This is a genomic window from Thalassospira sp. MCCC 1A01428 (assembly GCF_002115825.1).
In the GTDB taxonomy this organism is placed as follows: Bacteria; Pseudomonadota; Alphaproteobacteria; order Rhodospirillales; family Thalassospiraceae; genus Thalassospira.
The window spans coordinates 226,483-239,964 of sequence record NZ_JFJZ01000003.1 but is presented as its reverse complement, the minus strand read 5'-3'; the positions used below and the strand labels follow the sequence as shown (position 1 = coordinate 239,964).

The following is a 13,482-nucleotide window of genomic DNA, read 5'->3' as shown; positions in this document are numbered from 1 at the left end:
GCGGCATTTCGCCAATTATTGACCTCGACGACGCCCGTGGCTGCTATTTTTTGCAACCTTGAATGGGGCTGTCTGGCTCTACACCACACCAAAATCAAATCGCTGTCAATTAATAAATCCATTTGATTTATTAATTAGAATTGACGATCTTGTATCCCATAATGAAAAAGGCGAAAGTGCCGCATGGGAGGACACAATATGCCTGAAAGTCAGAGCCCCGGCGCTGATCCGAGCGGTGCTGTGCCGGTTTATGCCGGACCGCATGGCGGTGGTGCAAATCAGATACGGGTGCGTGCTTATAACGAACGATTGTTGCTATCGCTGGTGCGGCGCACTGCGGGTTTGTCCAAGGCCGATATCGCCCGTTTATCCGGGTTATCGGCGCAAACCGCATCGGTTATTATTCGCGCGCTAGAGCAGGACGGGCTTTTGATGCGCGGTGATCCCGTGCGTGGCAAGGTCGGAAAACCGTCGGTGCCCATGGCCCTTAATCCCGATGGGGCCTATTCATTTGGCCTTAAGATCGGGCGGCGCAGTGCTGATCTGGTATGGATGGATTTTGTCGGTACGGTACGTGAACGGCGTATTGAAACCTATAAATACCCAACGCCGGAAACCATTCGCCAGTTTGTGCGAACTGCGATTGACAGCCTTGTTGCGAAAATGACGCCGGTTCAGCGTGCCCGCATTGCCGGGCTGGGTATTGCTGCGCCATTCGAACTGTGGAACTGGGTTGATGAAATGGGCGCCCCGGAACAGGACATGAATGCCTGGCGCGATATTGACCTGGTCGAAGATATTGGCGAAATCGTTTCGTTTCCGGTGTTTTTACAAAATGATGCCACTGCCGCCTGCGGCGCTGAACTGGTGTTTGGCCAAGGTGCCAATTACGCCGATTTTGCCTATTTTTTTATCGGTTCATTTATCGGGGGCGGGGTTGTTTTAAACCAGGCCGTTTATGCCGGGCGCACGGGAAATGCCGGGGCGTTCGGGTCCATGCCAGTGGGGGACAGGGCCGGTAACCCGTCGCAATTGATTGATCAGGCATCGTTATTTGTTTTGGAAGAAATGCTTAATGCGGACGGTATCAACCCTGACCAGTTATGGCGCGACCCGGAAAGCTGGGGCGATATTGGCCCGCAGCTTGACCTCTGGATTGCCCAGGCTGCCCGCAGTCTGGCTGTTGCGATAACATCGGTCTGTTCCGTGATCGATTTTGAAACCGTCATTGTTGATGGCGGCTTCCCCCCCTATGTGCGCGACCGCGTGGTCGCCGCGATTCGCGATGCCGTTACCGGGCTGGATTTGCAAGGCATCGCCATGCCCCGGGTAGAACCCGGGGTGGTTGGCAATGGTGCGCGTGCAATTGGTGCTGCCAGCCTGCCGCTGTTTTCACGTTATTTGCTGGACCAGAACGTGTTGTTCAAGCAGGTCGAGGGATGATCCCCCGACACGCCCGCACAGAATTGCTAAAAATTATCTTTTCGATAGCGAATTTCGGTAAAGACAATTTCGGCGGGCGCACCTGACATCCCCAGGGCTTCACCAACCAGCGGGACATCGGCCCGTAAAAACGGGTTGGTGTCGATTTCTTCCCCAAGAGTAGAGGGAATGGTGGGACGGTTTGCCTTGCGCAGGGTTTCAACGGCGCTGACGCGTGCCTGAAGGGCGGCATTTTCCGGCTCAATCGTCAGGGCAAAGCGAGCATTGGTCAGGGTGTATTCGTGACCGCAATAAAGCCGGGTTTCGACCGGCAAGGTGCGAAATTTGATCAGCGAATGCCACATTTGTTCGGCTGTGCCTTCAAACAGGCGACCACAGCCCAGTGCAAACAGGCTGTCGCCGGAAAACAGGGCCGAAACTGCCGGGAAATAAAAGGCGATATGCCCGGCGGTATGGCCCGGTACATCATATATGTCGGCTTCAAGCTCGCCGACCTTAACGGTGTCGCCTTCGGCAACGGTTTCATCCAGTCCGCCAATTTTATCGGCTTCGGCGGCGGGGCCAATAATTTTTGCCCCGAACTTTTCCTTAAGCTCGGCATTGCCACCCACATGGTCATTATGATGATGGGTGTTTAATATGGTATCAAGCTGCCAGCCGTGCTTTGCCAGTTCGTCAATCACCGGGGCGGCATCGCCGGGGTCTATGACGGCGGTAACGCCGCTTGTGGCGCAGCGCAGCAGATAAATGTAATTGTCTGACCGGTTCGGGATCAGGATGATGTCACCTGCCGACATTTTTGGCCTCATTTGTTTGAAAATATGCCAAAGCCTAACAGGGTGGTGGCAAGGAAACAATTGCGCTGCAATTTGTTTCGCGCAATCGCCGGACAATGATAGGGTTTGACCATGCGTCAGGATGTTGTCGATTTACACCGGTTTTATGCTACCAGCCTGGGTCAGGCCGCCCGCCGGCTTATTCGCCGCCGGTTGCGCCTGATGTGGTCGGATGTGCGGGGCATGCGTGTGCTTGGGTTTGGCTATGCCACGCCGTATTTACGGCCGTTTTTGGGCGAAGCCGAACGGGTGATGGCATTTATGCCCGCCCCGCAGGGCTGTGTGCATTGGCCGGCTGGCGAAGCCAACCGTGTCGCCCTGACCGAAGAAACCATGTTGCCGCTGCCCGATAGTTCGGTTGACCGGATTTTGCTGGTGCATCTGGTGGAACATTCCGACTCGCAGCGCCGCCTGATGCGTGAATGCTGGCGTGTGCTAACGCCAAATGGCCGTATTGTGGTGCTAACACCAAACCGCAGCTCGTTATGGAGCTGGTCGGAAAATACGCCGTTTGGTTTTGGGCACCCTTATACTGTCAGCCAGCTTCAAAACCTGATGCGGGAAAACATGTTTTTGCCCGTGCAACATAGCCGGGCGCTGTTTTTACCCCCGACGCGAAGCCGGTTTTTGCTGCGTTGGTCGCAAGGTATTGAAAATGTCGGGTCACGTCTGTTCAAGGCCTTTGCCGGTGTCAGTATTGTCGAGGCAGGCAAGCAGCTTTATGCCAGCACCGGGACACCGCAACATAAAAGGCGGCTGGTGCATATTCCGGTTACCGTGCCACCAATGCGCCCGGTCGATGGCAACCATGTTGGCAATAACAATGACCGGCATACTGACCCTGAAAACACAACAGATGATGCGGCCTCGGTGACGGATCAGTCACAATTTTAAACCTGGCAGGGACCGATGGCTTTTAACCCGGGCGTGATAACGGGGTTAAAAATGGCCGGGATCAGAAATGGCGAGGCATCCTTGCTTCGTTAAAGCAGCAGGATTGCTCATGCCTTCCTGTTGCCAGTGGGGCTTTTGCTCCGTTTTGATTATGGTGGTAAGGTTCAAGGCCGTTTTGCCCTGAATATAATGCGGTTTATGCAAATATCACCGCACAGAGCGTTATGGTTGTGCATGTCTCGGTTTCGTCTATCGCAGTGGTCATGACCGGGCTTTGCTGTTATTTCAGGCGCCGCTTTCCCCATCATTGATCATTGGTTCGGACATCGTTATGTCGATGCGCTTTGCGCTTGCCGCAATTTTATTTTCTGGAATTGTTCTAATACGATCCGGGCCGGTGTGGGCTCAGACCGGTCGCCGTTCTCCGTCTCAACCCTTGTTGCAAAGTCAGACCGCGAACGACATTGGCGGTACGCGTCGGCATATCGTTTTATATGGCGAGGAAAATGATCCACCCTATGCCTATTTGACCGGGGCGGTCATGACGGGGGCCTATACCGATATTTTGCGTCACGCAGCGGCACGGTTGCCCCAGTATGATATCGAATTTGCCGGGGTACCATTCAAACGCGGTATTGAGATGTTGCAGCGGGGCGAGATCATGGCGTTTTATCCGCCGTATCTGGACCCGAAACGAAGCTGGGTGGATCGGTATTCAGTTCCAATTCTAGACGAATCTGTTGTGGTGATATGCACAGACCAGTTTGCTCGTAACCGGGTTTTGACCGATTATCCGTTTGATTATATCGGCGCACGGTTTGGCAATACCTCGGGCTATAAGCTGGTGGGCGAAGATTTGTTTGAGATGGCGCGCCTGCACGAGGTTACCCTTGAAGAAGCCCATAGCACCGGGATCAATTTAAAGCGTCTGCTTGCCGGGCGGATTGACTGTTATGTCAATGATCGGCAGGCAACGGCAACCGCTTTGGCGGAACTTGGGTTTGATCGTGCCGACCTTGCCGGGAAAATTGTGGAAACGGCTGTTTTGGGGGCCCATCAGGGGGCCATTGCCTATGCGCCGTTTGACGCGGATAAATGGCCTTATCGCGATGAATTTGCCAGGGCACTGGATGCGGTGCTGATGCAAATGCACAAGGATGGTGTTATCGACCAGATATTGCAGAGTTACCGGATATACTGATACCGGATTCCGGCACGTGCAAATCACCGGTGGCTGGCGGCAAGCGCCAGGCCGAAGCTGACAAAAATGCTGCCGGCAACCCGGTCAAACCATTTGCGCGCGGAGCCAAGCAGGAAATCCTTGCTGCGTGCGGCCAGCATTGAATACCCCATGATCGATGAAAACGACAGTATGATAAATGTGGTGTCGAGGACGGCAAACTGCGTCATCAGCGGGGCGTTGGGGTCCAGGAACATGGGGAACAGGGCGGTAAAAAAGGCAATTGCCTTGGGGTTGCTGGCCGAAATGAGAAAGCCGCGCATATAGCAGCGCAAGTAGCCAGAATGAACGGGGATGTGATCTGGCGCAATATCCATTGCAACCTTACCGCTGGCTTTCCACATTTTAATGCCCAGCCAGATCAGATAGGCGGCACTGGCAAAGCGAATAACATCAAACAGGATCGCCGATGTCATAATCATGGCCCCCAGCCCCATAGCCGAAAGTGCCCCCATTAACCCGGTTGCCGTCACACAACCCAATGCCCCGACCATCGATGTGGTCAGGTTATGGCGGATGCTGTTGGTAATGCCCAGCATCACAGCCGGGCCGGGTGTAAGAACAGCGATTAGAACGGCAATCAGATACAGGCCATATTGGTCCAGCAGCATAAACAGCATCCAGCAGCAAGGTGGTGGGGGCCAGTGGCATGTGATGGCGGACATCAGATATGTCGGTGGCGAACGGTGAGCAACCATCATATTTCAGCTCGCAGGCACGATGATATTATTGTTAGCTCGATGATGTTTTCTCTCTATCACGACGTGCAAAAATTAAAAGCAAATAAAAAGGCCGCCGAATTGTTTCGGCGGCCTTTGATAACGGGTTGGAACCAAACAGATTAATGTTCGATTTTGGCCCAGATTTTACGTTTTACAGCATATAGCATCGCGGTTAGCACGATCAGGAACAACAGCACTTTCATGCCCATTGCCTTGCGGGCTTCAAGCTCCGGTTCGGCAATCCAGTTCAGGAACGCGGTAACGTCCTGGACTTCCTGATCAATGGTTGCTTCCGTACCATCGGTATATTCAACGTCATCACCGTAAAGGGGCGGTGGCATCGAAATCTGATGGCTGGCGAAGTAATGGTTGTAATACTTGCCCTCAGCCATTTCGACACCGGCCGGTGCCTCTTCTTCATAGCCGGTCAGCAGGGCATGGATGTAATCCGGGCCATGCGGGCGGGCTTTTGCCATCAGTGACAGATCGGGCGGTGTTGCCCCGCCATTGGCAGCGGCAGCTGCCTTGTCATTGGCAAACGGGTGCGGGAAGTGGTCAGACGGTTTTGCCGTACGGGTGAACATTTCACCATCGTCATTGGGGCCGTCCTGGACTTCATATTCCGCAGCAATCGCCTTGATCTGGTCATCGTTAAAACCGATGCCTTCCAGATTGCGAAATGCGAGATACCGCATGCTGTGGCAGCTTGCACAGACCGTTTTGAACACCTGGAAACCGCGTTGCAGTTGCGCACGGTCATAGGTGCCAAACAGGCCCTGCCAGCTCCAGTCCATTGCAGGCGGAACCACACCTTCAGATGCCTTTGAATTGTTGGCAAAAGCGGTCAGCGCGAATGCAGCAGCAATTGCGGTGAGAGCAAATTTACGCATTTGCACCTCCCTTGAGGACAGATTCGCTGATACTTGCCGGCAGCGGTTTGGGGCGTTCCATTTTGCCAACCACAGGCATCACAACCAGGAAGTGCAGGAAGTAATACAATGTCGCCAACTGGCCCACTGTAATCACCTGAAGCCCGTGCAGGCCCATGAACGGATCGGCTGGCGATTTCGCACCGCAATAACCCAGAATGAAGCAATCAATGACCAGAATGACAAAAAACCATTTGTAAACCGGACGGAACCGCGAGCTGCGGACTTTTGATGTATCAAGCCAGGGAATAACGAACAGAACAATGATCGCGGCAAACATTGCCAGCACGCCCAGCAGTTTTGCCGGAATGCCAAGGAATTCGAAATCGATCGAACGCAGGATCGCGTAGAATGGCAGGAAGTACCATTCCGGCACGATATGTGCGGGGGTCGATAACGGGTTCGCCATAATGTAGTTGTCCGGCTCGCCAAAGAAGTTTGGCGCGAAGAACACAAAATACAGATAGATGATCAAAAACACGCCCATCCCGAACAGATCCTTGATCGTGTAATAGGGATGGAAAGGAATGCTGTCCTGCGGGGTTTTGATTTCAACGCCGGTCGGGTTGTTTGACCGTACCGCATGCAACGCCCAGACATGCAGGACAACAAGGCCCAGAATGACAAACGGCAGCAGGTAATGCAGTGAGAAGAAGCGGTTCAGCGTCGGGTTGCCAACCGAGAAACCGCCCCAAAGCCAGGTCACCAGCGGATCGCCAATCACCGGGAAGGCAGAAAACAGGTTGGTAATAACCGTTGCACCCCAGAAAGACATCTGGCCCCAGGGCAGAACGTAGCCCATGAATGCCGTTGCCATCATGGCGAGCAGGATCAGGATGCCGATCCACCACAGAACTTCACGCGGGGCTTTGTATGACCCGTAATAAAGACCACGGAAAATGTGGATATAGACGCAGATGAAGAACATGGATGCGCCATTGACATGCAAATAGCGGATCAGCCAGCCATAATTCACGTCACGCATGATGCGTTCAACGGAATCAAATGCCATGTCGGCATGCGGCGTATAGTTCATCACCAGAAAGATCCCCGAAAGGATCATGGTCACCAGAACAAAACCGGCAAGGGAACCAAAGTTCCACATATAGGACAGGTTTTTCGGTGTCGGATATTCATAAGCGGCATGATGCACCATCGATATGATCGGAAGACGATCATCGACCCACTTTACCACTTTGTTATTCCATACAGGCGCGCTCATCTTACACTCCCTTAGCCGATCTTGACCGACGTGTCGGTGAGGAAGGTATAGGTCGGCACATGCAGGTTCTTCGGTGCCGGACCCTTGCGGATACGACCTGAACTGTCATAGTGCGACCCGTGACACGGGCAATACCAGCCGTCGAAGTCCCCGCGTGGTTCCCCGGTTGCGGTTCCCATCGGGATGCAGCCCAGGTGGGTGCAAACGCCGACGACAATCAGCCATTCTTTTTTCTTCACACGGGCATCGTCGGTCTCGGGATCGACCAGCTGGTTCAATGCCACGTCTTCAGCTTCTTTGATTTCCCGTTCGGTACGATGGCGGATAAATACGGGTTTACCGCGCCACATGACCTTGATGGCCTGACCGACGGCTATATTGGACAGGTTAACTTCGACCGAGGCCAGCGCCAGAACGTCCTTGGACGGGTTCATGCTGTCCACGAACGGCCACAGTGCCATACCGGTGCCAACGACACCGACAGCTGTGGTCGCAAGGGTCAGGAAATCCCTGCGGTTCTCGTCCGGCTTATCCCCGGATGATTGCACCGTTTGCGACATGATGTATTCCTCTTTCTGCCCCCAAAACAGGCATGCGGAATGCCTGAATTTACCGCAGGGATCATTGACTTATTTCAAATTGAAAAAAGTTATCTGTCCCCGTGGCCTTCAGGCCTGAATCGAATTTCGTATACTAACAATAATGGTCTTTGTTAAGGAGAAGTTGGCGGGAAAGGTGCGTATTAATAAACGCTGTGGTTTTGGAAGCATTATAAAAACCCTACGGCAAACAAGGCTTTTCCTAGCGCTGGTACCGGTTTCAGATACCCGCTATAACAAGCAGCTTAAGTTAAAGTCCGGTTCCAGAAGCGGGAAACTCCTGTAACGCTATGAAACTTTTGGTAACATTTTTTCGGACGGATTTACACAAAATTGCGCGAGTCTGTTGATCAATCATGAGAATTTGCCTGTTCGAACCTGATATTCCCCAAAATACCGGCACCATTTTACGTATGGCGGCCTGCCTGGGGGTTGGTGTCGATATTATCGAACCATGTGGTTTCCTGCTGACATCTGCCAGTCTGAAACGGGCCGGGATGGATTATCTTGATGCCGCCCAATATCACCGCCATGCCGATTGGCAGGCCTTTGAAGAAGCCCGCCAGACGGGGGCCTTGCCCGGTCGTCTGGTGTTGATGACGACGAAGGGGGCTGTGCCCTATTGTGATTTTGAATTTCGCCCCGACGATATTTTGATGCTGGGTGCCGAAAGCCGCGGCGTGCCAGACCAGGTGCATGAAAGTGCCGATGCCCGTGTTGTTATTCCGTTGCAGCCGGGAATGCGGTCCTTGAATGTCGCCATGGCCGCAGCTATGACCTTGGGTGAAGCCATGCGTCAAACCCACAGTTTTCCGGGAACCCCTGAATGACCGACGAAACCGCACGTCAAACAGAACGCCATAAATCACAGGCCGCCGACTGGTTTAAATCCTTGCGCGACCAAATCTGCGCCCGGTTTGAACAGCTTGAAGACAGCTATGCCGGCCCGCTGGCCGATCGCCCTGCCGGACGCTTCGAGCGGACACGCTGGGAACGCGGAGAAGGCCAGGGGGGCGGTGAAATGTCGGTCATGCGGGGCCGGGTATTTGAAAAAGTCGGCGTTAATATTTCAACGGTGCATGGTGAATTTTCCGAAAAATTCCGCAAGGAAATTCCCGGTGCGGATGAAAATCCCAATTTTTGGGCGGCGGGTATTTCACTGGTGGCACATCCCTGTTCGCCGCTGGTGCCTGCCGTGCATATGAATACCCGCCATATTGTGACGTCAAAGGCGTGGTTTGGCGGTGGGGCCGATCTTACCCCGGTTTTCCCCGATGATGCTGATACCGGCGATTTTCACGGTGCCTTTAAGGCTGCCTGTGATGCGCATGGCGAAGATTATTATGATCGCTTTAAAAAATGGTGCGACGAATATTTCTGGCTGCCGCATCGCAACGAAGCCCGCGGTGTTGGCGGCATTTTTTACGATTATCTGGAAGATGACTGGGATGCCAATTTTGCCTTTACCAGGGATGTCGGAAAGGCATTTCTGGATGTTTATCCCAGGTTGGTTGAACGTCATTACAACGATGACTGGTCGATGGACCAGCGCGAGGCACAACTGGTTAAACGCGGCAGATATGTTGAATTTAACCTGTTGCATGACCGGGGAACACGTTTTGGCCTGATGACCGGTGGCAATACCGAAGCGATCCTGATGTCATTGCCCCCTATGGCGAACTGGCCCTAGGGGACGCGGCGATAAATGTTAAATTCGATACAAGGCCTGTTTCAAACAGGCCTTGTATATTTATGAGGCATCGCTGCGGATTACCATTGCGGTGGGCTGGAGCCGAGGTGTTTGGCCGGGATGGTCCAGCCAATTGAGACCCCGTCGATTTCCAGTGGTGGCAGCAGCCTTTGCACTTTTCCCCAGCCTGTTTGTTCAACAGCTTGCCTGTAATCTGCATCCCCAAGTTCAGAAAATGAGCTGTTTGAGGGGGACTTAAAGTCGGCCTTTGCGCGGTGCTGGCACAGCAATGCGGCTACGCGCGCAAGCGAGGTGCGGTATTGATGGACGTGTCCATTACGGTGGCGTTCGATCACGCCGCGTATCGCGCAGGCGGCCAGAATGTAACCAGTCGCATGATCAAGGGCTTGTACGGGAAGGGGACGGGGGCGATCGGATTTATATGTCTGCATACCTGCGTCGGCGATGCCGCTGCTCATCTGAACCAGACTGTCAAAGCCGCGCCGAAATTGCCATGGTCCGCGCCAGCCATAGGCGTTCAGGGCAACATCGATCAGGCCGGGATTAAGGGCGCGTCGCGCCTCGCTTCCAAATCCCAGATGATCAAGTGCGTCCGCGCGATAACCATGAACCAGAATATCCGCCTTAGCCAAAAGCGTGCGAAACAGGTCCCGATCATGATCTTCGTGCAAATCAAGTCGTGCGCACCGTTTGCCCAGGGCCACATCGGGGAGGGCTGAGGGTTCGTCCCATTCGGGGGGATCAATTCGTAAAATGTCGGCCCCAAACCCGGCAAGAAACCGGGTGGCAACAGGCCCGGCCAAAACCCGCGTCAGATCGAGAACCCGGACCCCGGCCAGTGGACGTTCGACAGAACCGCTTAAACCGTACTGTGACGTGCCAGGTGTTTTGGGCGCGGGCAAGTTTGTTGTTTTGGTAACATGTATCAGCGGATCATTGGAGAGAGCCAGTCCCTGAGGATGGGTTTGCCATTCGCGAATGGAACGCATCGCGGCAGCACAGCCCCCTTTTTCGACAATCGCGGTTTCAAGGGCATTGATCGGCCAGTTTGCAACCGTGGCAGCAACGGTTTCCCGGTTTGCATCGCACGGCGCGATGCCAAGCACGGCAAGGGCGGCTTTGCGATGATGGGGGGCATTGGTGTGCAGACGGATCCAGCCGTCCTCGCCTTGATAATCCCCGGCAATGGCATTCCAGGTCGGTGCGGGCGTCCAGCCGACGGGACGATAGCTCGATGAAAACCAAGCCGAGGCAAGCCGTCTGTCAACGCGGACTTGCGGAATATTGGTGGGCATGTCGGCTTGCGGCGGGTGAGTATCTTTGTGTTGCAGAAGGCCGGCCAATTCGGCGATGGCTAGTCCCGCCGTGGCAATGGATGCTGTGGCCAGATCGGTCACGGCGAAGGCCGAGGGTAGCGCGCCGGGGCTTGTCTGTTTAATGGCCGGTGAAAACGCCGGATCACCATCAAGAGCATGCCAGATTTCGTCCACAAAACCGTCGAAGGAAAATGTGTGTGCCATTGCGGCCTCCTTGCCTGTCAATCAGGGCTATACAGCAGGCCATTTTAAATATATCGTCAATATTGATTATATAAATCAATGTATATTGACGATGAAAAACCAACACCCTGAAACATCATATTTCATCACCGCAGAAGAGGCCGCCGATCAGTTAGGTGTGTCGCGTGCAACGCTGTATGCCTATGTCAGCCGCGGGCTTTTGCGGGCACATCCCACCGATGGTGATAGCCGCCGTAACCGCTATGCGCGTGACGATGTTACCGAACTGGCGGGCAAACGCCGACGCGGGCGCAAACCGGTTGATATTGCCAAATCAACACTGGATTGGGGGACGCCTGTTCTCGAATCGGCGATCACGTTAATTCGGGACGGGCAGCTTTATTATCGCAGTAATAACGCTGTTGATTTGTCAGAACGGGCCACTCTGGAGGATGTTGCCAGTTTGCTGTGGGATCTGCCGCGATCCGCAGAGGCGGAAATTCAGCCTTTGGTTTTGCCTGATGGCTGGCACCAGTTAAAAACCCACTATGCAAAAATCCCGGTGATTGAGGCGCTGTTGCCGTTGTTTGCTATCACATCGGAAGATGGTGAAACGGGCATTTGGCAGCGTGATGAAGCCCGCCTTGCCACGGGTGCGGCAACGTTGTTAGGCGCCTTGTTTGCCTGTGTCACGGGGCGCAGTCCGGATCATCATCCTTTACATGTTCAGTTGGCGACGGCGTGGGGGCTGGATGCGGTTGGGGCGGATTTGGTGCGCCAGGCGCTTGTTCTGTGCGCTGATCATGAATTGAATGCCTCAAGTTTCACGGCAAGATGTGTCGCCTCGACCCAGGCCAGTTTACGGATGGCGATTATTGGCGGTCTGGCGGCGTTAAGTGGTGGTCGACATGGTGGCATGACCGAGCGGATCGAAACCGCCTGGCTGGCGATTGATCCGCACAACATGGCCTTGCATATGCGGCGTCAGTTGGCAGCAGGTGTTGAATTTCCGGGTTTTGGTCATCCGCTTTATCCGGCAGGGGATGTACGGGCCAACGCCCTGCTGGCAGCGATCCTGCCGCAATTTGATTTTGCAAATGAAATTGTCGAGACCATGGGCACCTTGACCGGCAAGGCACCTTCCATCGATTTCGCGCTGGTGGCGATGCGGCGTTATCTTGGTTTACCCGAAGGGGCGGCATTTTGTGTTTTCGCGCTGGGGCGGTCGGTTGGCTGGATTGCCCATGCACTTGAACAGCGACGCCAGGGGCAATTGATACGGCCACGCGCGGTGTATGTTGGCCCGGATCCCGTGGCGAGTTGAGGGCACTGGCGTGTTTCATAACCCCGTGCAGACAAGGAAAAAGCCCGACGGTGTAAGCGTCGGGCTTTGGCCGAATGGAATTTGGCAGAATTATTCGGCGGCGACGGCTTCTTTTTGCCCGGTCACCAGCGCCATATAGTCTTCCATCAGGGTTTTGGAAATCTGGCCGGGGGTGAATTTATACTGGCCGATTTCGGAAACCGGGGTGACTTCGGCGGCGGTGCCGGTCAGGAAGCATTCTTCAAATTCCGCCATTTCTTCTGGCAGAATGGTGCGTTCAATGACGTCGATGCCATGGGCCTTGGCCAGATCGATCACGGTACGGCGGGTAATGCCGTTCAGGAAGCAATCCGGGGTCGGGGTGTGGAGTTTGCCTTCTTTGACAAAGAACACATTGGCGCCGGTGGCTTCGGCAACATGACCACGATAATCAAGCAGCATGGCATCGGCATAGCCTTTGCGCTCGGCTTCATGTTTGGACAGGGTGCAAATCATGTAAAGGCCGGCGGCCTTGGCATCGGTTGGCGCGGTGTTCGGTGCCGGGCGTGCCCATTTTGACAGGTCCAGACGAATGCCTTTCAGGCGTTCTTCGGGTTTGAAATAGCTGGGCCACTGCCAGGTGGCGATGGCAACATTGATTTTGGTGGTTTGGGCGGCAACACCCATCATTTCGCTACCGCGCCATGCGATGCGGCGCACATAACCATCAACAATGTTGTTGGCTTTGAGCGTTTCCATCACGGCTGCGTCAAGTTCGGTTGAACTGTAGGGAATGGTCATATCAAGGATTTTGCCCGATTTGATCAGGCGTTCGCCATGCTCGGCCAGTTTGAAAACTTTACCGTTATAAGCACGTTCCCCTTCAAACACAGCACTGGCATAATGCAGCGCATGGCTCAGGACGTGCAGGGTACTGTCACGCCAGGGTTTGAGTTCGCCGTTAAACCAGATAAAACCGTCGCGGTTATCAAAGGTGGGAGTCGTCATTTGCCAAATTCCATTTAAAAGGGTCGCTTGAACGTAACTTTATGTCCCTAAACATGTAGCCGAAGTAACATTCATA

General features: G+C 54.1%; 13 protein-coding genes. 6 read left to right on the top strand and 7 right to left on the bottom strand.

Features of this window, described 5'->3' with window-relative positions:
- Positions 1 to 198: 198 nt before the first annotated feature.
- Positions 199 to 1,443: an ROK family transcriptional regulator gene (locus tag THS27_RS04080; RefSeq protein WP_085588118.1), complete on the top strand. Its 1,245-nt coding sequence runs from the start codon at positions 199 to 201 to the stop codon at positions 1,441 to 1,443.
- Positions 1,444 to 1,469: 26 nt separating this feature from the next.
- On the opposite strand, the gene gloB is transcribed toward THS27_RS04080, so the two are convergent.
- Entirely contained in the window at positions 1,470 to 2,240 is a 771-nt protein-coding gene (gene gloB / locus THS27_RS04075; RefSeq protein ID WP_085588116.1) for a hydroxyacylglutathione hydrolase, read from the bottom strand.
- Positions 2,241 to 2,351: 111 nt separating this feature from the next.
- Between gloB and THS27_RS04070 the strand changes: the two genes are divergently transcribed.
- Positions 2,352 to 3,173 (top strand): class I SAM-dependent methyltransferase, encoded by an 822-nt coding sequence (locus tag THS27_RS04070; protein ID WP_085588114.1) that lies wholly within the window; start codon positions 2,352 to 2,354, stop codon positions 3,171 to 3,173.
- Positions 3,174 to 3,504: 331 nt separating this feature from the next.
- Positions 3,505 to 4,374 (top strand): ABC transporter substrate-binding protein, encoded by an 870-nt coding sequence (locus tag THS27_RS04065; protein ID WP_139835464.1) that lies wholly within the window; start codon positions 3,505 to 3,507, stop codon positions 4,372 to 4,374.
- 23 nt (positions 4,375 to 4,397) lie between these two features.
- On the opposite strand, the gene THS27_RS04060 is transcribed toward THS27_RS04065, so the two are convergent.
- From THS27_RS04060 to petA, 4 genes are all read right to left on the bottom strand, one after another.
- Positions 4,398 to 5,024: a LysE family translocator gene (locus THS27_RS04060; protein ID WP_168184819.1), complete on the bottom strand. Its 627-nt coding sequence runs from the start codon at positions 5,022 to 5,024 to the stop codon at positions 4,398 to 4,400.
- 230 nt (positions 5,025 to 5,254) lie between these two features.
- Positions 5,255 to 6,025, bottom strand: coding sequence for a cytochrome c1 (locus THS27_RS04055; protein ID WP_085588109.1), 771 nt, complete (start codon positions 6,023 to 6,025; stop codon positions 5,255 to 5,257).
- Positions 6,018 to 7,286 (bottom strand): cytochrome b N-terminal domain-containing protein, encoded by a 1,269-nt coding sequence (locus THS27_RS04050; protein WP_085588107.1) that lies wholly within the window; start codon positions 7,284 to 7,286, stop codon positions 6,018 to 6,020. The genes THS27_RS04055 and THS27_RS04050 overlap by 8 nt, the downstream gene beginning before the upstream one ends.
- 11 nt (positions 7,287 to 7,297) lie before the next feature.
- On the bottom strand, positions 7,298 to 7,846 hold the full coding sequence (petA, locus tag THS27_RS04045; protein ID WP_085588105.1) for a ubiquinol-cytochrome c reductase iron-sulfur subunit: 549 nt from the start codon (positions 7,844 to 7,846) through the stop codon (positions 7,298 to 7,300).
- 395 nt (positions 7,847 to 8,241) lie between these two features.
- On the opposite strand from petA, the gene THS27_RS04040 reads away from it, so the two are divergent.
- Both THS27_RS04040 and hemF read left to right on the top strand, forming a co-directional pair.
- Complete coding sequence (locus THS27_RS04040) at positions 8,242 to 8,715, top strand: tRNA (cytidine(34)-2'-O)-methyltransferase (protein ID WP_139835463.1); 474 nt, start codon at positions 8,242 to 8,244, stop codon at positions 8,713 to 8,715.
- Positions 8,712 to 9,575, top strand: a complete 864-nt coding sequence (hemF, locus tag THS27_RS04035; protein WP_085588101.1) for an oxygen-dependent coproporphyrinogen oxidase — start codon at positions 8,712 to 8,714, stop codon at positions 9,573 to 9,575. Before THS27_RS04040 ends, hemF begins: the two co-directional genes overlap by 4 nt.
- Before the next feature lie 80 nt (positions 9,576 to 9,655).
- On the opposite strand, the gene THS27_RS04030 is transcribed toward hemF, so the two are convergent.
- Positions 9,656 to 11,116 (bottom strand): CoA transferase, encoded by a 1,461-nt coding sequence (locus THS27_RS04030; RefSeq protein WP_085588099.1) that lies wholly within the window; start codon positions 11,114 to 11,116, stop codon positions 9,656 to 9,658.
- Between the two features lie 91 nt (positions 11,117 to 11,207).
- Here THS27_RS04030 and THS27_RS04025 point away from each other — a divergent pair, with 91 nt between their 5' ends.
- Positions 11,208 to 12,419, top strand: a complete 1,212-nt coding sequence (locus THS27_RS04025; RefSeq protein ID WP_085588276.1) for a citrate synthase family protein — start codon at positions 11,208 to 11,210, stop codon at positions 12,417 to 12,419.
- Between the two features lie 90 nt (positions 12,420 to 12,509).
- On the opposite strand, the gene THS27_RS04020 is transcribed toward THS27_RS04025, so the two are convergent.
- Positions 12,510 to 13,406, bottom strand: a complete 897-nt coding sequence (locus tag THS27_RS04020) for a branched-chain amino acid aminotransferase (protein WP_085588097.1) — start codon at positions 13,404 to 13,406, stop codon at positions 12,510 to 12,512.
- Positions 13,407 to 13,482: the final 76 nt, after the last annotated feature.